Consider the following 22,691-nt stretch of genomic DNA (forward strand, 5'->3'; position numbering starts at 1 on the left):
TGTGCCCCGCCAGACGACAATCCTCGCGTTAGAACGTGTAGGCCAGGCCCACCATCGCAAACGGCTGGATATCTTTTTTGGACAGCGGGCTGTCCTTGGCATCGCCCAGCAGGAAACCGACGCCTCCGGTGCCGGTGATCGACCAGTTCTCGGTCATCAGGTAGGTGACGGAGGCGCTGGCGTCGACGCGCTTGAAGCCGGATTTGGCGTCGAAGCGACGCAGGCCCGAACGGGCGGATTGCGCCGAGGTCACACCGAAATAGGATTTCATGTGCTTGTCGTCAGCCCAGGTGGCGGAGAGGTCCGCTCCGAGGATGAACTGGTCGACCTTATGGGAAACGCTGGCGCCGATCGTGGCTGTCAGGCCCTCGCTGCCATTGATGGTCTTGTCGACCTTGGCGTAGATTTCGAAGGGTTCAGCGTCATAGGCGATAACGCCGCCAATGACGCCGCCTGCCTTGATATCGCCCATCCCGCGCAGGTTTTTCCTGTCGTCCTTTTCCTTGCGCCCGGGCTCCCAGCCGCCTTTCACTCCCAGCCGGAAGCCGTTGCTGTTCAGCAGGTTGACGGTGACGCCGCTGAAATCAATGCTCAACATGTCCCCATAGGCGACGGAGACCAGCGGCACGGGGCCGGCCTCCAGCTTGTCCGACCCCTCATATTTCGGGGCATAGGCGGCGCCGACACCGAGCGTGATTTTCCAGTCGCTGGAACTGCTGTAGCGGGAATTATCGAAACCGGCCTGCGGATCGGCCATGCGGTCCGATTTGCCGATATCGGCGGCGAAAACCGGCGCGTAGACCGCTTGTGCCACCGGCAGCGCCGTCAGGCAAAGCGCCATGGCGCACAGGCTCTTTTGCCATTTCATTGTAAAAATCTGTTTCATGATCATATCCGTTGCAGCACCGCGTGTTTGAAAACCGGGGAGTCGGGTTTCGTTGAGGAGAACGCTACGTGGGCACAATTGCGGAGACATTACGCGGCATTGCGATGCGCCGCCGAAACCGTGGTCGCGCCAGCAGGGTTTCGGAAAATTCGGCAAAAGCGGTTTTCCTGATCGCAAAGCGCGCCGCATTTGTTACAACGCAGGTGATATGTGCCTGCAGGCTTCGGTGATGCAACGGCAGGATGGCTACCGTGGGAGAGCGGCCCGTCCTGAAAATCCGGTATGGCCGAAGGACAAACGGGCTCGGGAGAGGGAGAGAAGCATTGACGAAACCGGAAAGCGCCGAAAGGCGGCTGAATGACGTGCTGGCGGGCGTGATCCGCCCCTATACGCAGACCGAGCTGAAATCCGTGCTCTCCACTCTGAAAGACATCGGCAGAAGCGAGCCGGCGGTGGCCGCGCTGCTTGCCGACGAAAGCGCCCTGAAAGACTTCGTTGCCGCGGCCTTCACGCTCTCCCCCTACCTGCGCGACATGGCGGCGGCCGATGAGGGGCTGTTGTCACTGGCCATTTCAAAACCTCTGGAGCCACTGCTCGCCGATCTCGTGCGTCAGGCGCGCGATTGCTGGAAACCGGGAGAGGACGGCGGCATACCGAGCGAAAACGAGGTAATGTCGAGGCTCCGGATCGCCAAACGGCGGCTCTCCTTCGTCGCGGCACTTGCCGATCTCGCCCGAATCTTCACTGCGCGTGACACGACCCGCTGGCTGAGCGACATGGCGGATGCAGCACTCTCCGCTGCCATCGATCATCTTCTGCTGTCGGCCCATGAGAGTGGCAAGCTGAAACTGAAGGATGTTGCCGCCCCCAGCGAAGGATCGGGCCTCATCGTGCTCGGCATGGGTAAGCTCGGTGCCCGCGAACTCAACTATTCCTCCGATATCGACGCCGTGGTGTTTTTCGAACCCTCCGCCGGGATCATGGACGACCCCTATGACGCGACGGAGAATTTCGGACGTATGATGCGCCGTCTGGTCCGCATCATGCAGGAGCGCACGGCCGATGGTTATGTCTTCCGCACCGATCTGCGGCTGCGGCCAGACCCGGGCTCCACACCGCTCGCCATCCCCGTGGAAGCGGCCCTGCTTTATTACGAGGGCAGGGGCCAGAACTGGGAGCGCGCTGCCTATATCAAGGCACGGCCGGTGGCGGGTGATATCAAGGCGGGTGAGAATTTCCTGCGCGAGCTCACGCCCTTCATCTTCCGCAAATATCTCGATTATGCGGCGATTGCCGATATTCATTCCATCAAGCGGCAGATCCACGCCCATAAGGGCCACGGCGCGATTGCGGTGAAGGGCCACAATGTCAAGCTCGGGCGCGGCGGCATCCGCGAGATCGAGTTTTTCGCCCAGACGCAGCAGCTGATCGCCGGCGGCCGAATGCCGGCGCTGCGGGTGCGCGCAACGCAGGAGGCGCTGGCGGCGCTGACCGAGGCGAAATGGATCGACGCCGAGACCCGTGACAGCCTGACGGATGCCTATTGGTTCCTTCGCGAGGTGGAACATCGCATCCAGATGGTGCGCGATGAGCAGACCCATGTGCTGCCCGATACCGAAGCCGAACTGAAGCGCATCGCCTTCATGCTGGGTTTCGAGGATACCAAGGCCTTCTCGGAAAAGCTGGAAGAGGTGCTGCGGCTGGTGGAGCGGCGTTATTCGGCGCTGTTCGAACAGGAAGTGAAACTGTCAGGCGAGGCCGGCAATCTGGTGTTCACCGGTCAGAAGGACGATCCCGATACGTTAAAGACGCTCTCCGCCCTCGGTTTCGAGCGGCCGGAGGATATCTCCCGCGTCATCCGCACCTGGCACAATGGCCGTTACCGGGCGACTCAGTCGGTCGAGGCCCGCGAGCGGCTGACGGAATTGACGCCGGACCTGCTGCGCGCCTTTGGTGAGAGCAAGCGGGCCGACGAGGCGCTGCTGCGCTTTGACAATTTCCTCTCCGGCCTGCCGGCAGGCATCCAGCTTTTCTCGCTGCTCGGCAACAACCCGGCGCTGCTCGACCTGCTGGTAACGATCATGTCCTCCGCGCCGCGTCTGGCCGAAATCATCGCCGCCCGCCCGCATGTCTTTGACGGCATGCTGGACCCGGCTTTGATGAGCGACATCCCGACACGAGACTATCTCGCCCACCGCATGGGCAGTTTCCTCTCCAATGCCCGCCATTACGAGGATATTCTCGACCGGCTGCGTATCTTTGCCGCCGAGCAGCGCTTCCTCATCGGCGTCAGGCTTCTGACCGGCGCGATCCGTGGCGAAGTCGCCGCCCGTGCTTTCACCCATCTTGCCGATCTGGTGATCGAGGCGGCGTTGAATGCGGTGCTGGCGGAAATGGAGGCGGCACATGGGCCCTATCCCGGTGGCCGTGTCGCCGTGATGGGAATGGGCAAGCTCGGCTCCTTCGAGCTGACGGCCGGATCGGATGTCGATCTCATCCTGCTTTACGATTATGATGATGCCGCCCATGAATCGACCGGCGCAAAACCGCTCGATGTGGTGCGTTATTTCACCCGCGTGACCCAGCGGTTGATTGCCGCCCTGTCGGCCCCGACGGCAGAAGGCGTGCTTTACGAGGTCGACATGCGGCTTCGCCCCTCCGGCAACAAGGGGCCGGTGGCGACCCGCATTTCCGCCTTCGAAAAATACCAGCGTGAGGAGGCCTGGACCTGGGAACACATGGCGCTGTCGCGCGCCCGCCTGATCTGCGGCGATGCCTCGCTGATGGAAGATGCGCGCCGCATCATTGCTTCCGTCCTGTCGCAAAAGCGGGATGTGGCCAAGGTCTCGGCCGATGTGCTGGAAATGCGCAGCCTCATCGAGCAGGAAAAACCGCCGGAAAATAATTGGGACTTCAAACTCATCAATGGCGGCCTGATCGACCTCGAATTCATCGCCCAATATCTGGCGCTGGTAGGGCCTGCGAAGGGGCTTGCCGCGCACGAACCGGGGCGCAACACGGCAGAAGCGCTCCAGGCGCTCGCCGCTCCGGTCATGGAGCCGCAGGCCTTCGATGACTGCATGGCGGCGATGGGGCTTTATACGGAAATATCGCAGATCGTTCGGCTTTGTATCGATGGGGCGTTCAATCCGAAGGAAGCGCCAGCGGGATTGATCGATCTTGTGTGCCGGGCAGGTGATTGCCCTGATATTTCCACGCTTGAGGGAGAGGTGAAGCGGCTGGCGAAGGCGGTGCGGAAGGCGTTTGTGGCGGTGGTGAAGAATGGGGGGTGATGTCGGTGGGTGTGGCTTACCCCCTCTGCCCTGCCGGGCATCTCCCCCACAAGGAGGGAGATCGGCAAGATGCGCTATCGCCACTTCATTCTCTAACGTCGAGATGGGCAAAACCTTGCCGCATATCTATCTCCCCACCTGTGGGGGAGATGCCCGGCAGGGCAGAGGGGGGTGAACCACGCCCACCAAGCTTCAATGCACCGTCCCACAACCCCCCGCCGCATGCGGAATAATAATCGTCACCACCGTCCCACGCCCCTCACACGAGCGGATCTTCATCGTTCCGCCATGCAGCTTCACCAGCGAGCGGGAAATCGCAAGCCCGAGACCGGAGCCGCCCTGGCTCTTGGCATATTGGCTCTGCACCTGCTCAAAGGGCTGACCGATCTTTTCCAGCGCCTGTGTCGGAATGCCGATACCGGTGTCGGCGATGGTGAGTATCATCGCAGCCTCATGCACATGGGTGCGCAGCGCAATGCTGCCGCCGTCGCCGGTGAATTTCACGGCGTTGGAGAGCAGGTTGAGCATGATCTGCTTCATGGCGCGGCGGTCGCCCTGCATGGTGAGGCCGGCGCAGACCTTCTGCTGCACGGTGATGTTCTTCTGTTCGGCCTGGATGGCGGTCAGACGCAGGGTCTCTTCGATCAGCGGCGCGAGATCGATGGTCTCGCGGTTGATGCGCATATGGCCCGCCTCAATCTTCGACATGTCGAGAATATCGTTGATGACGTTGAGCAGATGTTTGCCACTGTCATGGATGTCGCGCGCATATTCGGAATATTTGGGAGAACCCACGGGGCCGAACATCTCGTTCAGCAGTATTTCGGAGAAGCCGAGGATGGCGTTGAGCGGCGTGCGCAGCTCATGGCTCATATTGGCAAGGAATTCCGATTTCGCCCGGTTGGCGGCCTGGGCGCGCTCTTTTTCGGCAAGGTAGTTGGCATTGGCGTCAGAAAGCTCGGTCTTCTGGCGCTCCAGCTTGTGCTGCGAGGCGGAGAGATCGCCGATGGTGGCCATCAGTCGCCGCTCGGAATCGCGCAGCCGTTCCTGGTGGCGCTTCAGAAGCGTGATGTCGGTGCCGACTGAGACGAGGCCGCCATCGCGGGTGCGGCGTTCGTTGATCTGCAGCCAGCGATCGTCGGCAAGCTGCACCTCCGTGGTGCGGGACAGGCCGGACTGATCGGGATCGGCAACGCGACGTTCGACGACCGGCCGGGCTGCTGCGGCATAAACCGTGGATTTCTCCGTGCCTGCCACCAGCACGCTGTCCGGCAGGCCATAGGCCTTCTGGTAATGGGTATTGCACATGACGAGACGGTCGTTCTTGTCCCACAGCACGAAAGCTTCGGACGTGGATTCAATGGCGTCGGCAAGCCGCTGGTCGGCCTCGGCATAGCGCTGTGCAAGGCGGTGCTGTTCGGTGACATCCATGGCAATGCCGATGACGCGCGGCCCGTTATTGGTGCGGATGACCTGGGCGCGGGCGCGCAACCAGACATAATGGCCCTTGGTGTGGCGCATGCGGAAGATCTGGTCGATCTGGCGCAGGTTGCCGCAGCCGACAGCCCGGGCGAGCTCATAGAGATTGCCGTCTTCGGAATGCATCATTCGCGCCGCATCGGAGAAGGAGAGCGGTGTCGCCCTGGGCGGCATACCGAGAATCTCGTAAAGCGAACCGGACCAGAACATGCGCCGGGTGGAAAGGTCGAAATCCCACAGGCCGCAACGGCCGCGCGAGAGCGCCGTCTCCACCCGCAGGTTGGATTCGGCGAAGATGTCGTCGGCATCGCGGGCGCGCTTCACCTGCATGTAATAGGCATAGAGCACCACGAGCAGGATGGAGGAAATGCCCGCGAACAGCGTGACATTCATGGCGATTTCGCTGCGCCAGAAAGAGCGGATCGGCTGCAGGGACCGCGCCGCGATGACCATGGCACCATCGTTTCCGAAGGGGATCATCGTCGCGTAATGCTGCTGGCCGTCTATATTGGTCTCGATGGTTCCGGGAGCGCCGGGAAAACGCTGCACGATGGCGATTTCCGGCAGCAGGGCAGGCAGGGAGGTGCCAATGTAAAGCATTGCCTCCTTGCCGGAACCGGCAAAAATACGACCGTTGCTGCCCGACAGCAGCACCATGGTACCATCGGCAAGACTTCCCTGCGGCAACGCGGCGACAAGGCTTGCCTCGGCGCGGGTGCGGTCCTGCGAGGTGAAAACAGTGCCGTCGTTCAGCAGGGCCGCCTTGGCGGTCAGCGCCGTCAAAGCCGTGGAGTGGCGGGCGGCTTCTTCCATGCGGCTGTATTCGGCGACGATGCCCAGCATGCGCGAGGCCGCCACGACCACCAGAAATGCGAGGATGAGAATGGGAATGAGGCGCTTCAGCAGGGTCTCGACCTGCGGCATGGGCCGTTCCGCGCCGCTCATCAAACCCATCAGGTCACTGGAAAGCTTTTCGCCCCAGGCCGCTAGATCAGAAAATTTGGCATACGGCCGCTCATCGCCCGCAGTCGCCCGCCGCACGTTCGTCATTGTCCCGCCTTTTAGATGTCCCCGTGATTCGAAGCGCCGCCGCTCGAATATCTCTAATGAATCAAATGCGATTCGCCCTGTCCAGAGGCAAAAGTTAAAAGAATTTTAACCCCTTGAACCGACTCCGTATTTTTTCGGGACAGTCTGCTTCCGCTTCGGCGAAAGCGGGATTCATGAAGAAAAACAGTGAGCCGGCGCTTCAATTCCGGCTGCTTGGGAATGCCGCGTGTAACGTTTCAGGCTCCGTCGAAGGCATCGAGAGCAGGGCCAAGCGCGCTGATCACGCCATTTCCGGCGGCAGGGAGACCGGTGAGCACCGCGCTGATGATATCGTCGCGGCTCGCACCGTGGGACTTGGCTTCCATCACATGAAAACCGATGCCGCTTTCCAGGCGGAGGGCGGCAAGAATGCCGATGTAGATCAGGCTCTGTGTCTTCACGTCGAGCGTGGACGCGGCCCCGAGAGCCTGCACGGCCTGAAACCACGCCGCCTTATGGTCTGGAGCATCGCTGATGAAACGCTGAAACGAAGCGCTTTTTCTGGACATATCCGTCATCTGAGGTTCCTGTCTGATCCCGGGCCAACCGCGGCCCTTCGCACGAAGGATGCTGCATGATGCACGACGCCGCCTTGATGGAAATCAAGACGGCGTCGCGGAATGGGTCAGAATGTCGGAGCTTCGGCGGAAAGTCAGCCCTTCAGGATACGCCCGACGATATCGCTTACATCCGTCGAGAGGCCTTTCGCCTCGGCAATGGTGGAAAGCGCTGCTTTCGCATGGTCGGCGCGGCTTGCCTCAAGTGAGCGCCAGGAGCGCATGGACGTGAGAATGCGGGCGGCAAGCTGCGGATTGCGTTTGTCGATGGCGATGATCTGCTCTGCGAGGAACCGATAGGCGGCGCCATCGGCACGGTGAAAGCCGGTAGGATTGGAAAAGGCGAGCGTGCCGACGAGCGAACGTACCCGGTTCGGATTGGTGGCGATGAAATGTTTCGATTTCATCAGTGCCTTGATACGATCAAGCGCGCCTTCGCCGGGAATGGCGGCCTGCAGCGAAAACCACTTGTCGAGCACCAGTGCATTGTCGGCGAAGCGTTTTTCGAAAGCGGCAAGCGCGTCCTTCGTTTCCGCGCTGTCGGGGAAGCGCTGCGTCAGCACGCTGAGTGCATGGGCGAGATCGGTCATGTTGGTGGCGCCGGCGTAGGCCTTCGCCGCCCGCTCCGGCGTTCCCTCGGCAAAGGCGAGGAAGGTCAGCGCACCGTTGCGCAGTGAACGCCGCCCGGCGCTTCCGGCATCGGGGCTGTAGGCCTCGCCATTGGCAGCATCGTCGGCAAGCCGCCGCAGTGTGTCCTGGCCGGCTGTCGCAATCGCCGTGATCGTGGCGTTGCGCGCCTTATGGATGGCATCGGGATCCGTGTTTCCGCCGAGTTCGCGGGCGATATCGGTCTCGCTGGGCAGGGCGAGTGCCTGCGCCCGGAACGCCGGTTCAAGCGCGTCGTCGCCGATGATTTCGATGAGCGTCGCGATCAGGTCGGCATCGGTGCGGACGTCTTCGCCTTTCTGCACCGCCTTGGTGGCGGCGATCAGCACGGGCAGGGCGAGATCGGTCAGCGCCTGGAAACGCGCGAACATATCCGTCTCATGCCGGGCAATCTGCACCAGGTCGGCAGCATTCTGCTCGAAATGCAGGTTGATCGGCGCGGAGAAGCTGCGGTTGATCGACAGCACCGGCCGCGAGGAAATGCCGGAGAAGGAGAAGGTCTGGTTGCGCTGGGTCAAATGAAGTACGCCGTCGCGATACTCGCCGCCTTCGACGGCCTGCGGTTCGGCGATCTGACCATTATCGAGGATCAGCGCCAGCGAAAGCGGAATGTGGCGTGGCTGCTTCACCGGCTGGCCGGGGGTCGGCGCGGTCGTCTGTTCCAGCGTCAAGCTGAAAGTGGCCTTGCCGGCATCGTAAGCGGACGAAACGGAGACTAGCGGCGTGCCGGCCTCGGTGTACCACAGCGAGAATTGCGATAGATCGCGACCGCTGGCATTGGCAAAGCTCCTGACAAAATCCTCAACCGTTGCCGCTTCGCCGTCATGGCGTTCAAAATAGAGGTCCATGCCCTTTTTGAAGTCTTCAGCGCCGAGGATCGTGGCGATCATGCGGGTGACTTCGGCACCCTTTTCATACACGGTCGTCGTGTAGAAGTTGTTGATTTCGCGATAGGTATCCGGGCGCGGCGGATGTGCCAGCGGACCGGAATCCTCCGGGAACTGCTCCGACTTCAGGTGGCGCACATCGGCAATGCGCTTCACCGGCCGCGAGCGCATGTCGGAGGAAAATTCCTGATCGCGATAGACCGTCAGGCCTTCTTTCAGGCACAGCTGGAACCAGTCACGGCAGGTGATACGATTGCCTGTCCAGTTGTGGAAATATTCATGCGCAATGATGCGCTCGATATTGGCATAGTCCGCATCCGAGGCGGTTTCCGGGTCGGCCAGCACGAATTTGTCGTTGAAGACGTTGAGACCCTTGTTCTCCATCGCGCCCATGTTGAAATCCGACACGGCGACGATCATGAAGATGTCGAGGTCGTATTCGCGGCCGAAGCGCTCTTCGTCCCATTTCATCGAACGCTTCAGCGCATCCATGGCATAGGCAGCGCGCGGCTCCTTGCCGTGCTCGACATAAATCTTCAGCGCCACTTCCCGTCCGGACATGGTCGTGAAAGTATCTTCCACCACGCCGAGATCGCCGGCAACGAGAGCGAACAGGTAGCTCGGTTTCGGATGCGGATCGAACCAGGCCGCGAAGTGACGGCCTTCGTCGTAATTGCCGCCGCCCAGGAAATTGCCGTTCGAGAGCAGCAGCGGATTACCTTCCTTTGCCGCGATGATCGTCACCGTATAAGGCGCCAGAACATCCGGACGGTCGGGGAAATAGGTGATGCGGCGGAAACCTTCCGCTTCGCATTGGGTGCAATAAACGCCATTGGTGCGGTAAAGCCCCATCAGCTGCGTATTGACCTGCGGGTTGATGTAATTGGTGACGCAGATCTCGAAGGGAGATTCAGCGGGAAGGTCGCGGATGGTCAGGCTGTCCGGTGTGGCCTCATATTGAGCGGCGGGCAGCTCCACCTGGTCGAGCAGCAGGCTGGAAAGCTTCAGCTCGTCGCCATCAAGAACCAGCGGTGCATGCCGGTCGGCGCTTTCGCGCCGGTGGAAGATCAGACGGGCTTCGACCTTAGTATTTTTAGGGTCGAGTTCGAAGGTGAGATCCACCCGCTCCAGAACGAAATCGGTGGGGCGGTAATCCGCCAGGTGAACGATCTGGCCCGTGTCTGTTCGCATGACTGTCCCTGAATAACTTTGCGTGGTCTTCCCGGCATCATGTCGTCATAAGGCCCGGATGTAAAATGGGTAGAATATTCGTCACGATCATGTGCGCGTCGGAGGACATTCTGTCCCGCCATGGAAGGCTTTGCCGGCCATGCAGACGATCCTCCCCGCTGCCGGACCAACGGACCATCGCAGCAAATGTTGAACGATTGCTGAAATTATATTTTATTTTCTTCAAATTTTAGCGCGTGCCACTTTTTGCCTTCGCGCCTGCCTTGCGAGGCTTCGATTTCTCCACGCCATCAACCGAATTCAGGGATAAATCACAATTTTTGTTGTAAAGCGCCGGAGGAATGCTCTAGCCTTGCGCAAATCCAATTCCCCCGCGTCGTCTCCCCCGCATGAAACCTCCCGATGGCGTGTCTGCGCAGCCGATATGAGTAACTGCTAATGAACGCCGAACCGATGAATCCCTTCCGCGGGATCAGCATGAAGCTGATTTCGGTTGGCTTTTTTCTTGTCATGCAGACCTGTATCAAGGCCGCGGGGGATGTGCCGGCCGGCCAGATCACCTTCTTTCGTTCGGCTTTCGCCATCATTCCGATTGTCGTTTATCTTGCCTGGCTTCACGCGCTCGCAAGTGCGCTGCACACCAACAATCTTCTCGGCCATTTCAAGCGCGGTTTTCTTGGAATCCTCTCAATGGCCTGCGGCTTTTACGGGCTGACCATGCTGCCTCTGCCGGAATTCATCGCCATCGGTTATGCCTCGCCACTTCTCGCGGTGGTTTTTGCCGCCTTTATCCTGCATGAGAAGGTGCGCATTTATCGCTGGAGTGCAGTCTTCGTGGGAATGATCGGCGTGCTGGTCATTCTCTGGCCGAAGATGACGCTTCTCAGGGAAGGCGGGTTTGCCGCGGGTGAGGGGCTGGGCGCCATTGCCGTGCTGTGTGGTGCCGCCCTTGGCGGGCTGGCGATGATCCAGGTGCGGCAATTGGTGGAAACGGAAAAGACGCCAACCATCGTGCTTTATTTTTCGCTCACCGCCACCCTGCTGTCGCTCATCAGCGTTCCCTTCGGCTGGAGCGTGCTGACAGTGACGCAGACCCTGCTTCTGATAACCAGCGGCATCTGCGGCGGCGTCGCGCAAATCTTCCTGACGGAGAGTTACCGGCACGCCGAGGTCTCGGTCATCGCGCCCTTCGAATACAGTTCCATCGTCTTCGGCATCGTGGTTTCTTACGTCCTTTTCGGAGACATACCCACGCTGACGATGCTCATCGGCACGGCGATCGTGATCCTGGCCGGCATCTTCATCATTTTCCGTGAACATCAGCTGGGATTGGCGCGACGCGCGGCGCGCAAGGCCTCGACGCCGCAGGGGTGAGGAGCGCTATTGCCGGTGTTTCAGGGCAACCGCTTCCGTCATCCCGGCCTTGAGCCGGGATCCAGCCGACGCGCGTCCGCGCGGCGAAGGAGTTCTTTCAGCCCAAGGACTTGGGCTGGCTGGATGCCGGATCAGGTCCGGCATGACGGAGACTTATGATCGTACACCCACAAAAGCAAAAGGCGCCTTCCCGAGGAAAGACGCCAGCGCGCAATCATATCTGTAAGCCGGTGTAAGCCGGCCTGAGTGCTTCTCAGCGCTCGCGGAAATCCGCGAAGACTGCCGAGGGACGCGTCACGCGGACCTGCTGCATGGCAGCGCGTGCGGTCAACTGTTCGTTAGCGGCTGCGCCGAAACGATGGTAGCCCTGACTGGAGCGAGGGCCGAGGCCCGCCAGGCGGAGCGATTCAAAGCCGGAATGCACCGGACGGAAGCGAGTGGTCATTGCCTTGGTTCCTTTAACCGAAATTCCTCCCAAGACATGGCCGTATATCGCAGCGCAGCATGGATTCGGCAAGTTGACCAAATGCGCCGCTGTTATGCGTAATGCGCATGGCTATTTTCATAATTCATTTACATTGAGCACGAATGAGGCAATCAGCCTTCGGCGATCTTTGCCCGAAACATCAATAAATCCTGCCATGCCAAGGACTTACTGGCCGGTGCGTTCAATAGTTCCTGGGGGTGCAGGCTGGCGAGCGCCGGCAAAACAAGGTGTCCGGCTGCGACATCACGCCACTGTCCCCGCAATGTATGGATCGTGCCGGTGCCGCCAAAGAAGAAACGTGCGGTAAAGTTGCCCAGAAGCAACAGGTGTTTTGGCTCCGCAAGGGCGATCTGGCGCTCGATGAAGGGGCGGCAGATATCCATTTCGGCTTGGGTCGGCGGGCGGTTGCCCGGTGGCCGCCACGGCACCACATTGCCGAGCATGATGGTGCTGCGCTCAAGGCCGATGGCCGCCAGCATCCGGTCAAGCAGCAGGCCGGTCTTGCCGGCAAAGGGCAGGCCCTCGCGATCGTCATCCGCATCCGGCATGGGGCCGATGACCATGATGCCCGAGGAAGCGTCACCTTCGGTGAAGATCGTATTGCGGGCGCTGTTCTTGAGGTTGCACCCCGAAAAACCCTCGAGCGCGGTTTTCAGTTCGGCAAGCGATCTCGCGCTTTCTGCGGCAAAACGCGCCGCTGCCACCGCCTGCTCATCCGGCATGGCGACATTCTGCTGAACGGCTGGACTTGCCGGCGCTCCGCGCGCGGGAGCACTGCGCGTTGCTCCCTGCCGCTGCGGCACATCGGCGCCGCGATCCGCGGGCCTTTCAGTCTGCCGTGCAGATGTCGCCGCCGCCTGAACAGGCGCGGACCGGGCAGGGCGGGCGGCGGCAAATTCGGCGAAACGGTCTACGGGCGCCTCTTCCAGCAACCAGTCGACGCCCGCATCCGCATGGAAATGCAGGAGGGCGGCGAGTTCGGCCGGGGAGAGGTCTTGAGCGGCGATCATGGGCGGAAATTACCCCATGTTCCCCGCCCGGGGAACCCGCAAATCACACTGTCCAGCGCTGAATATCGCCGCTTTCGCCGATCATGGCCAGACCATGGGCAATCGAAAGCAGCTCGCCGCCGCTTTCGATGCGGTCGGCGTCGAAACGGCGGGTGAAAAGCTCCCGCACCGCCGGCACGAAGGAGGTTCCGCCGGTCAGGAACACCTTGTCGATCGCACCTGGCGCAACCTGCGTCTTTTCCAGAACCTCGTCGAGCGCTTCTTCTATCTTGGCAAGGTCCTCGGCGATCCAGCTGTTGAAATCGCTGCGCTTCACCATCTTGCGTCCGGCCTTGCCGAGCGGCGCAAAGTTGAACTCCGCTTCTTCCGCCGAGGAGAGCGCCATCTTGGTGGCGGAAATAGCCTGATAGAGCGGGTAGCCCTCGTCATGCTCAACGAGGTCGATGAACATTTCCAGCTTTTCCGGCTCCAGCGCCGAGCGCACCAGCGACTTCAGATCGGTGAATTCCTTCGAGGTCTTGAAGATCGACAGCTGGTTCCAGCGGCCGAAATTCACGTAATAGCCGGAGGGCACATCCAGCACCTTGTCGAAACTCTTGAACTTGCTGCCCTTGCCGATCTCCGGCGACACCAGATTGTCGATCATGCGGAAGTCGAAATGATCGCCCGCAACACCGACGCCCGAATGGCCGATGGGGGTGGCGGAAAGCTTGCCGGCATGGGTTTCGAAACGGATGAGCGAATAGTCGGTGGTGCCGCCGCCGAAATCCGCCACCAGCACGTTGGCGTCCTTCTTCAGGCTTTCCGATTCTTGCGCGAAATAATAAGCGGCCGCCACCGGCTCATAGACATAGTGGATTTCGGGAAAACCGGCCCGGCTCAGCGCCTCGTTGTATCGGGCAAGCGCCAGCGTCTCGTCCGGATTGCTGCCGGCAAAACGCACCGGCCGGCCGGCAATGACAGTCGATACATCATCGGGCCATTCCGTCCCGGCATAGGTCTTCAGCTTGCGCAGGAACACTTCCATCAAATCCTCGAAGCTCTGCCGCTTGGCGAAGATCAACGTGCCCTGAAACAGCGGGGAGGCCGCAAACGTCTTGATCGACTGCAGGAAACGGCAGTCGCCGGCATTGTCGATGAACTGGCGGATAGCGGCGTGGCCCGCCTCCACATGCAGGGCGGCCGCGCCGAGGCCGGCATCCTTCATGAAGGAGAGGGCCGTGCGCATGCTGTCATCCGTACCGGCGCTGCTGGTAAAGCGCATGGAATGGCTTGCGCCGCCATTGTCGGAAAGAGCCATGACCGTATTTGTCGTGCCGAAATCGAGGCCGAGAGCCCGCTTTTGCGTCATCGCCATATTCCTTGTGTCGATAGAAGAACCCGCCCGGCCTTGGATGGCCCGGCGTGAAAATAAGGGATGCTCTTGGCACCCCGATGTCAGAGGAGGGCGGTTGATTGCACAGGGCGGGCGGAATGGCAAGCGCCGTGGGTCTTTTTTCGGTCGAACGCCCGTGCCCGCGTGCCAGTCGCAAAGTTGCGGCAATCCTGGCAACGCACGGTAAACGGGATTACAATTCCTTTAAGAAAGAACAGTGTAGTTCTAGGCGACGGCTTTAAGGGAATTCTGTTAAAGCCAGCTTTGTCGAAGTAAGCGGATCGAAGACGTATCCATTTTGCTGTCGGGCGTAAATATTTATTAAATTTCGGAATGTCCATATGGACATGCTGTATTTGGTTTTCGGTCGTTTTTAGTTTTGGAAATTATATGCCCCACAAAATCAGCCAGCATGCAGTGGAGGATGCAGCGCCGGACGATGCCGGTGTCGTTCAAGGCGATATGGGCGTTTTCTCCCGGCAGCTCATGGCCCTTCTGGAAGCATCGCAGCAGGGATACGCTTTGTTTGATGGCAGCGATGAGTTGCGGTTCGCCAACAGCGCCTTCCGCGCCGCGCTCGGTATCGAACAGCGAGATTTTCCGAGCTGGGTGGAACTGATGCGCAGTGGTTTTCGCAACGCGACCGGTACGGCCATCGAGACATCGGATTTCGAACTCTGGCTGCGCTCGGCCAAGACGAGGCGCGGCAAGCTGCCGTTCCGGACCATTGAGACCAGTCTCAATGACGGGCGCTGGATACTGACGACCGAGACCACGCTGCCGGGAGGCTGGATGCTATGCGTCGTCACGGATGTTTCCGAACTTGGCATCGAATTGCGCGATCTGCGCCAGGAGCGGGACAGGGCGCTGAAATCCGCCCTGAGCGACGAGCTGACCGGGCTCGGAAACAGGCGTTACGCCATGGATGCGCTCAACCACCTGCTTGGGCCCAACAAGGCGCAGGCGCTCGCCGTCATCATCATGGATATCGACCACTTCAAGAGCGTCAACGATCGCTTCGGCCATGCCTACGGCGATCTCGTGCTGAAAGATTTTGCAGGACGGCTGTCCGCCGCTGCCGGGCGTGACGACCTTCTCGGCAGGATTGGCGGGGAAGAGTTTTTGCTGGTGCTCAGTGGCTCGCGCATGCACGGCGCCGAAAGCCTGATGCGGCAGCTCCTGTCGTCACTGGCCGATGCAGCCCCTCTGCGCGACATGCCCGAGTTTCGCTACAGCTGCTCCGCCGGGATCGCCTTTGCCAATCCCGGGGAGAGTACAAGCGACGTTTTGCGCCACGCCGATACCGCGCTTTATGAAGCCAAGAATACCGGGCGGAACCGCTACGTGATTTACGGAACGGCGTCGTGACAGCACCCAGTCGTCAGTTCGACTTTGCCGCGCCGCCATCCACCCTGAGCATCGTGCCGGTGATGTAGCTTGCGGGCACCGAGCAGAGGAAAGCGCCGGCGGCAGCGAACTCCTCCACCGTGCCGAGGCGGCCTGCAGGAATGCTCTTGACCGAGGCCTCGCGGATTTCCTCGATGCTCTTGCCGAGACGCTTTGCATTGGCGCCATCGAGCTCATCGATGCGGTCGGTGTGGATGCGGCCGGGCAGAAGCAGGTTTGAGGTAATGCCGAAACCGGCCACTTCGGAGGACAGCGTCTTGCTCCAGCCCACAAGCGCGCCGCGCAACGTGTTGGAAAGGGCAAGATTGGCAATCGGTTCGAATACGCCTGACGAGGCGACGGTGAGGATGCGGCCGAAACCCTGCTCCTTCATGCCGGGCAGAAGCGCATTGGTCAGCGTGATGACCCGCAGCACCATCGACTGGAAGAACGTATCCAGCTTCTCCGCCGTCATCTCCTGAGCGAGGCCCGGCGTCGGGCCGCCGGTATTGTTGACGAGAATGTCGATGCCGCCGAGCTTTTCCCTGACGGCCTGAACCATGGCCTCGACAAAATTGTCGTCGGCAAGATCACCCCAAACCCAGTCGGCCTTGCCTTTGCCAAGGGCGTTGATGGCCTTGCAGTTCGCTTCCAGCTTTTCACCGCTCCTGCCGACGAGAAGGACATTTGCACCCTCCTTTGCCAGCGCCGTCGCAATGCCAAGCCCAAGGCCGCGTGAAGAGGCGAGAACGAGGGCGCGTTTGCCGGAAATGCCGAAATCCATGGGTTTTGTCCTGTCTTGTGAGTGCTGTATGTGGTGTTTATAGAGCATTTCCAGGAAAAGTGGACCCCGGTTTTCCGTCTGGAAATGCGCCGAAACAGAGAGTTAGGCGTTTTCTCGATTCGAGGAAAAGCAAAATCCCCCTGTGAAGGCGGGCCCGGTTTTGAAGGTCGAACAAGTGTCATGACAGAACAATCTTTGCTGAAATTCTCGATTGCCGTCACGGTTCTGCTGGCGTTGTTCGGCATCGGGGCGGGCCTGTTTTCCGGCTCCTTCGCGGTCGTCTTCGACGGTGTCTACGCCCTGACGGATGCTTTCATGACGGTGCTCGCATTGCTCGTGGCGCGGCTGATCTCCGCCGCCGCGGCACCCAGGCCGGGCGGCCGGCTGGTGGAGCGCTTCACCATGGGCTTCTGGCATCTGGAGCCAATGGTGCTCGGACTCAACGGCACGCTTCTGATGGGGGCGGCGATTTACGCGCTCATCAATGCCATCGACAGCCTGATGGATGGCGGCCGGTCGATCGAGTTCGATTACGCCATCATCGTCACCTTCGTCAGCTTCGCCGTCTCGCTCGCCATGGCATGGTTTGTCAAACGGCAGAACCAACGGCTGAAATCCGCCTTCGTGGCGCTGGACGCCAAAAGCTGGCTGATGAGCGCGCTGCTGAGCGTGGCGCTGTTCATCGCTTTCGCCATCGGTTACGGGCTGACGGGAACGTCGCAGGCATGGCTGTCGCCCTATGTCGACCCGGCCGTGCTGGCGCTGGTCTGCCTCGTCATCATTCCCATGCCGCTCGGCAATGTGAAACAGGCGCTGGCCGACATACTTCTTGTCACCCCGCTGGAGTTCAAACAGCATGTCGACAGGGTGGCGGGGGAGGTCGTGGCGAAGTTCGGCTTTTCCTCGCATTACTCCTATGTGGCCCGGGTTGGCCGCGGCCGCCAGATCGAACTCTTCTTCATTGTTCCCAGAAACTGGCCGCCGCGGCGCCTTGAGGAATGGGATGCGATCCGCGACGAGATCGGCGAAGCGATAGGCGGCGAGGGGAGTGACCGTTGGCTGACGATCGTGTTCACGACGGATGAAGAATGGGCTGTTTGAGCGGGGTGTGGAAAGCAAGATCTGCTTCGTCCCCGGGGGTGGGCCAAGCGGCCCGCGCCTTTAAAACTGGCGGCGCTTACGGTCCCTTGGTTTCGTTTTCCTTCTTCGCCTGATCATGATGCCATTTGATGGCGAAGAACATGCCCGTTCCCAATACGAGAATTTTGAACGGCAAGAAGACGATAGGGAAGAAGTCCCACATTTCAGATATTCCAGCTATGACGTGACGATATATTTCTTGGGAATATTAGCTCAAAACCGCTGCGTCCGACACCGGCCATATTGACGCAGATGCGGTCGCGATCTCCCTTGTCATGCGATCGGCCCGCCCATCAATCGCTTTTGGCCGCCTGATTATAGGCGGGCTATGCCTGCCCAATGCCCGCAACCCTTGACGCATTCCCCCGTCGATCATATCCTCATTATTACGTGAACGTAAAAGTAATAAACAATCATCAGGTTGTCTGACAATTGACTGGCGTGCGACATGTTTTGCCGCTATAGAAGCTCGACAAAGGCGTGCCGCTTTGCAAAGACGGATGCTGATGGATACGGTGTCGCGGATGGACTTTTTGTCCGGCGCAGGCGGTGCGTCGCAGGTGTGGAAAAGACGATAACAACAGCCGGATGGGACCGGCGATCTGAGAGGATGGAAATGACGGAAGCGATGGAACTGCCCGAACGCGAAGCGATGGAATTCGACGTTGTTATCGTCGGTGCGGGTCCGGCCGGTCTTGCCGCCGCAATCCGGCTGAAGCAGGTGGAGCCGGAGCTCTCGGTCGTCGTGCTGGAAAAGGGCGCGGAAGTCGGTGCCCACATCCTCTCCGGCGCCGTGGTCGACCCCATCGGCATCGACAGGCTGCTGCCGGGATGGCGCGACGAGGAGGGGCATCCCTTCAAGACCGAGGTCAAGGACGACCAGTTCCTGTTCCTGGGGCCGGCGGGCTCCATCCGCCTGCCGAACGCCATGATGCCGCCATTGATGAACAATCATGGCAATTACATCGTCTCGCTTGGCCTCGTCTGTCGCTGGCTGGCGGAAAAGGCGGAAGGGCTCGGCGTCGAGATCTATCCGGGCTTTGCCGCCACGGAAGTGCTTTATAACGACGAAGGCGCTGTCATCGGCGTTGCCACCGGCGATATGGGCATCGAGAAGAATGGCGAGCCGGGCCCGAACTTCACCCGTGGCATGGAACTGCACGGCAAATACGTGTTGATCGGCGAGGGCGTGCGCGGATCGCTCGCCAAGCAGCTGATTTCCAGATTCGACCTGTCCAAAGATCGCGAGCCGCAGAAATTCGGCATCGGCATCAAGGAGCTCTGGCAGGTCAAGCCGGAGAAGCACAAGCAGGGCCTCGTGCAGCACTCCTTCGGCTGGCCGCTCGGCTTCAAGACCGGCGGTGGCTCTTTCCTGTATCACCTGGAAGATAACCTCGTTGCCGTCGGTTTCGTGGTGCATCTCAATTACAAGAACCCCTATCTCTATCCCTTCGAGGAATTCCAGCGGTTCAAGACGCATCCGGCGATCCGCGATACGTTCGAGGGCGGCAAGCGCATTTCCTATGGCGCGCGCGCCATCACGGAAGGTGGTTACCAGTCAGTGCCGAAGCTCACCTTCCCGGGCGGCGCGCTGATCGGCTGTTCCGCCGGCTTCGTCAACGTGCCACGCATCAAGGGAAGCCATAATGCGGTTCTCTCGGGCATGCTCGCGGCGGAAAAGATCGCCGCGGCGATTTCCGCCGGCCGCGCCCATGACGAGGTTACCGAGATCGAGGCCGAATGGCGCGAAGGCGATATCGGAAAGGACCTGAAGCGGGTCCGCAACGTCAAGCCGCTCTGGTCGAAGTTCGGCACGCTCATCGGCGTCGGCCTCGGCGGTCTCGACATGTGGACGAACCAGCTGTTCGGTTTCTCTTTCTTCGGCACGCTGAAGCACGGCAAGACGGATGCGCAGAGCCTGGAGCCCGCCTCCAAACACAAGCCGATCGCCTATCCGAAGCCGGATGGCGTTCTGACCTTCGACCGCCTGTCCTCCGTCTTCCTGTCGTCCACCAACCATGAAGAGGACCAGCCGGTCCATCTTCAGGTGAAGGACATGGAGCTGCAGAAGCGCTCCGAACACGACGTCTTTGCCGGTCCCTCCACGCGTTATTGTCCAGCCGGCGTTTATGAGTGGGTGGAGAAGGACGGCCAGGAAGTCTACGTCATCAACGCCCAGAACTGCGTGCACTGCAAGACCTGCGACATCAAGGATCCGAACCAGAACATCAATTGGGTGCCGCCGCAGGGCGGCGAGGGGCCGGTTTACGCCAACATGTGACGGTGAAGCGATCCTGCCTCATGATGCTCGGGCTTGTCCCGAGCATCTGCAACGGGTGATTTTACGATAGGTGGACGGATACTCTGCGGGGCGCCGTTTCCGTCGGCGAAAGCTCGTCGCGGTCATGCAGCTCGTCGGTCCGCCTGGTTCATTGTGTCTGCCACGGCACCAGAGCAGCGCCATTGCCCTCTTTCCCGTCAGTATTTGTGGATTGCTCTTCGATTTCTTACATATAGGATGTTGGGGTGTTGTAGCATCATGTGGCCTGTGGATCGCGGGCAGTGAATGCGATAACGCCTTGAACGTGCATATGGTCCTAGGTGCCGTCGCCAGACGGCAGGGAGTGAAGGAATGTCCGGCTTTCAAAGGCTGAATATCGTGCGGAAGACAGGCTTGGCTGGCAGCGTCGCGGCGCTTGCGATGGCTGCCTTTTCTTTCACTGGCAATCCGGTGGCTGCCGCGAGCTGTCGTTCCGATGCCATGGCCGGCATAGACTGGCGCGAATGCAACAAGCGCCTCCTGATGCTGGGCGGCAGCAATCTCGACTCGGCGATGCTCTACGGTACGGATTTCACTTATACGGATCTGCGCGGTTCGTCGCTGAAGGGCGCTAACCTTGAGAAGGCCAAGCTCATCCGCGCTGCCCTTGGCGAGGCGAACCTTCAGGGCGCCAATCTGACGAAGGTGGAAGCCTATCGAAGCGATTTTTCCGCCGCCGACGCCACCAACGCGAAATTCGTGAATGCCGAAATGCAGCGAACCAAATTCGAAAACACCAAGCTGGACGGCACGGATTTCACCAAGGCTGAACTCGGCCGCGCCGATTTCGAGGGCGCAACGCTGAACGGCTCGAAATTCTCGCTCACCAACCTGTCGCGGGCCCGGTTCGGTGGCGCGAAGCTGGGTGGCCCTGTCGATTTCACCAGCGCCTTCCTGCTGCTGACTCGGATTGAGGGGGTCGATCTTTCCACGGCCACCGGCCTTGACCAGAAACAGATCGACATCGCCTGCGGCGACGCCAAGACCAAACTGCCGAATGGCCTGACGGCGCCCGCCTCCTGGCCGTGCCCGGACGATCCCGACGACGAGTGATAAAAGGCCGCGCGGTTTTGCGCGCGGCCCGAACCTCGCCGTAAGCGGAAGGGAAGCGTTCGCCATGCGAACGCTTCATCGGCGATCAGAAGCCCGAAAGCACGATCTTGCCCTTGGCCTTGTTGCTCTCGATCAGTGCATGCGCCTTGATAAGATTTGCGGCATTGATGGTGCCGAAAACCTCGGTCAGCGTCGTCTTGATCTTGCCGGCATCGACAAGCTCGGCCACGTGGTTGAGCAGCTTGTGCTGCTCGATCATGTCAGGCGTCTGGAAAACGGCGCGGGCGAACATCATTTCCCAATGGATGGATATGCATTTGCGCTTGAACGCCATGATGTCGAAACCGCCAGCCGGATCGTCGATCAGGGCGAAACGGCCCTGCGGTGCGATGGTCGCCACGCTGTCGGCCGCGTGGATGTCGCTATGGGTGGTGGAGAAGACGAAGCCCGGCGCACCAAGGCCAAGCGCTTCCACCTGCGGCGCGATGGGTTTGCTGTGATCCACGACGTGATGCGCGCCGAGTTCCTTTACCCATTCGATCGTTTCCGGCCGCGAGGCAGTCGCGATCACGGTCAGGTCGGTCAGCGCCCGCAGAAGCTGAACGGCGATGGAACCGACGCCGCCCGCGCCGCCGATGACGAGAACGGCGCTGGCTGCACCCGGAACCGGCTCATTCACCCGCAACCGGTCGAATAGGGTCTCATACGCGGTGATGGCGGTCAGCGGCAGCGCGGCGGCTTCCTCGAAATTCAAGGACTTCGGCTTGGCACCGACGATGCGCTCGTCGACCAGATGGAATTCGCTGTTGGAGCCGGGACGGTTGATGACGCCGGCGTAAAACACCTCATCACCCGGTTTGAACAGCGAAACCTTGTCGCCAACGGCCTTCACCACACCCGCTGCATCGAAGCCGAGGACACGGGCATCGCCGTTTTCCGGCGACTGGTTCCGACGCACCTTGGTATCGACGGGATTTACCGAAACGGCTTTCACCTCCACCAGAATGTCGTGTCCCTTCGCTTCCGGCTGGGGCAGATCGATGTCGATGAGGGCATCCTTGGCAGTGATGGGCTGGCTCGTCCTGTAACCGATGGCGCGCATGAAAAGTCTCCTTTGCTTGTTTGCGTGCCTCTTACTTGATACATATGAACAACGATCGCAAGAATGCACATTTTGTGATGATACATACAAAAAGGATACTGTGATGTCGCGACCACGCGCCAAGCTCACCGGCAACTTTCCCGGCTGCCCGGTGGAATCGGCCCTGAGTTTTCTCGATGGCAAATGGAAAGGCGTGATCCTCTATCACCTCATCAATGAGGGGACACTGCGCTTCAACGAACTGCGCCGCCATATTCCAAGTGTCACCCAGCGCATGCTGACCAAGCAGCTACGGGAACTGGAGGAGGCGGGTTTGATTTCGCGGACCGTTTTCCCCGTCGTGCCGCCGCGCGTGGATTATGCGTTGACACCGCTTGGCGAGACGATGCGACAGGTGATTTCGGCACTGAAAAGCTGGGGCGATGCGCACGTCGTCTGCAAAAACGGCGCGAAATACACGCAGCTTCCGCAGGTGGCGGAGAAGGCGGCCTGAAAGAAATCACGGGTAAGAGCACGTGCCGTGGACATCATTTTTCATGGTGCGATGCAACACGGATTTGCCCCGATTGATGCATAATGCTGCCATCTCGATTCGCAGCAGGGACATCAAAG

Annotated in this window: 16 protein-coding genes; 7 read left to right on the top strand and 9 right to left on the bottom strand. The window is 60.3% G+C overall.

What is annotated here, in order from left to right; all coding sequences use genetic code 11:
- Positions 1-28 precede the first annotated feature (28 nt).
- Positions 29-892, bottom strand: coding sequence for a MipA/OmpV family protein (locus QE453_RS13850; RefSeq protein ID WP_309777294.1), 864 nt, complete (start codon positions 890-892; stop codon positions 29-31).
- A 317-nt stretch (positions 893-1,209) separates the two neighbouring features.
- Here QE453_RS13850 and QE453_RS13855 point away from each other — a divergent pair, with 317 nt between their 5' ends.
- Positions 1,210-4,179 carry a bifunctional [glutamine synthetase] adenylyltransferase/[glutamine synthetase]-adenylyl-L-tyrosine phosphorylase gene (locus QE453_RS13855; RefSeq protein WP_309777296.1) on the top strand — a complete coding sequence of 990 codons (2,970 nt, stop codon included), beginning with the start codon at positions 1,210-1,212 and terminating at the stop codon, positions 4,177-4,179.
- Between the two features lie 192 nt (positions 4,180-4,371).
- Here QE453_RS13855 and QE453_RS13860 read toward each other — a convergent pair whose 3' ends face one another.
- The 3 genes from QE453_RS13860 to pepN all read right to left on the bottom strand — a co-directional run bounded on the left by QE453_RS13860 (position 4,372) and on the right by pepN (position 10,048).
- Positions 4,372-6,708: a PAS domain-containing sensor histidine kinase gene (locus tag QE453_RS13860; RefSeq protein WP_244405105.1), complete on the bottom strand. Its 2,337-nt coding sequence runs from the start codon at positions 6,706-6,708 to the stop codon at positions 4,372-4,374.
- Between the two features lie 236 nt (positions 6,709-6,944).
- Positions 6,945-7,265 (bottom strand): carboxymuconolactone decarboxylase family protein, encoded by a 321-nt coding sequence (locus QE453_RS13865; RefSeq protein WP_309777299.1) that lies wholly within the window; start codon positions 7,263-7,265, stop codon positions 6,945-6,947.
- Between the two features lie 134 nt (positions 7,266-7,399).
- Positions 7,400-10,048, bottom strand: coding sequence for an aminopeptidase N (gene pepN / locus QE453_RS13870; protein ID WP_244405104.1), 2,649 nt, complete (start codon positions 10,046-10,048; stop codon positions 7,400-7,402).
- Positions 10,049-10,486: 438 nt separating this feature from the next.
- Between pepN and QE453_RS13875 the strand changes: the two genes are divergently transcribed.
- Positions 10,487-11,422 (top strand): DMT family transporter, encoded by a 936-nt coding sequence (locus QE453_RS13875; protein WP_004440828.1) that lies wholly within the window; start codon positions 10,487-10,489, stop codon positions 11,420-11,422.
- A 253-nt stretch (positions 11,423-11,675) separates the two neighbouring features.
- On the opposite strand, the gene QE453_RS13880 is transcribed toward QE453_RS13875, so the two are convergent.
- The 3 genes from QE453_RS13880 to QE453_RS13890 form a co-directional block, all read right to left on the bottom strand.
- The gene (locus tag QE453_RS13880; RefSeq protein ID WP_004440829.1) at positions 11,676-11,867 is read right to left on the bottom strand and encodes a hypothetical protein; all 192 of its coding nucleotides are present in this window, start codon (positions 11,865-11,867) and stop codon (positions 11,676-11,678) included.
- A 152-nt stretch (positions 11,868-12,019) separates the two neighbouring features.
- Positions 12,020-12,919, bottom strand: a complete 900-nt coding sequence (locus QE453_RS13885) for a uracil-DNA glycosylase family protein (RefSeq protein WP_006699367.1) — start codon at positions 12,917-12,919, stop codon at positions 12,020-12,022.
- 43 nt (positions 12,920-12,962) lie between these two features.
- Positions 12,963-14,270: an Hsp70 family protein gene (locus QE453_RS13890; protein WP_309777301.1), complete on the bottom strand. Its 1,308-nt coding sequence runs from the start codon at positions 14,268-14,270 to the stop codon at positions 12,963-12,965.
- Between the two features lie 414 nt (positions 14,271-14,684).
- Between QE453_RS13890 and QE453_RS13895 the strand changes: the two genes are divergently transcribed.
- Entirely contained in the window at positions 14,685-15,662 is a 978-nt protein-coding gene (locus tag QE453_RS13895) for a diguanylate cyclase (protein ID WP_162699447.1), read from the top strand.
- A gap of 13 nt (positions 15,663-15,675) precedes the next feature.
- Here QE453_RS13895 and QE453_RS13900 read toward each other — a convergent pair whose 3' ends face one another.
- Positions 15,676-16,464, bottom strand: coding sequence for an SDR family oxidoreductase (locus tag QE453_RS13900; protein WP_004440837.1), 789 nt, complete (start codon positions 16,462-16,464; stop codon positions 15,676-15,678).
- A 180-nt stretch (positions 16,465-16,644) separates the two neighbouring features.
- Between QE453_RS13900 and QE453_RS13905 the strand changes: the two genes are divergently transcribed.
- From QE453_RS13905 to QE453_RS13915, 3 genes are all read left to right on the top strand, one after another.
- A complete protein-coding gene (locus QE453_RS13905; protein ID WP_112766903.1) occupies positions 16,645-17,565 on the top strand; it encodes a cation diffusion facilitator family transporter in 921 nt (306 codons plus the stop codon).
- A gap of 655 nt (positions 17,566-18,220) precedes the next feature.
- The gene (locus QE453_RS13910) at positions 18,221-19,885 is read left to right on the top strand and encodes an electron transfer flavoprotein-ubiquinone oxidoreductase (protein WP_006699372.1); all 1,665 of its coding nucleotides are present in this window, start codon (positions 18,221-18,223) and stop codon (positions 19,883-19,885) included.
- Between the two features lie 351 nt (positions 19,886-20,236).
- On the top strand, positions 20,237-20,977 hold the full coding sequence (locus QE453_RS13915; RefSeq protein ID WP_107340944.1) for a pentapeptide repeat-containing protein: 741 nt from the start codon (positions 20,237-20,239) through the stop codon (positions 20,975-20,977).
- Positions 20,978-21,062: 85 nt separating this feature from the next.
- On the opposite strand, the gene QE453_RS13920 is transcribed toward QE453_RS13915, so the two are convergent.
- The gene (locus tag QE453_RS13920; RefSeq protein WP_309777305.1) at positions 21,063-22,079 is read right to left on the bottom strand and encodes a zinc-binding alcohol dehydrogenase family protein; all 1,017 of its coding nucleotides are present in this window, start codon (positions 22,077-22,079) and stop codon (positions 21,063-21,065) included.
- Between the two features lie 103 nt (positions 22,080-22,182).
- Here QE453_RS13920 and QE453_RS13925 point away from each other — a divergent pair, with 103 nt between their 5' ends.
- Positions 22,183-22,572 carry a helix-turn-helix domain-containing protein gene (locus QE453_RS13925; RefSeq protein WP_309777306.1) on the top strand — a complete coding sequence of 130 codons (390 nt, stop codon included), beginning with the start codon at positions 22,183-22,185 and terminating at the stop codon, positions 22,570-22,572.
- Positions 22,573-22,691 lie beyond the last annotated feature (119 nt).

It is taken from the genome of Agrobacterium sp. SORGH_AS_0440 (genome assembly GCF_031453135.1).
Classification (GTDB): Bacteria; Pseudomonadota; Alphaproteobacteria; order Rhizobiales; family Rhizobiaceae; genus Agrobacterium; species Agrobacterium pusense.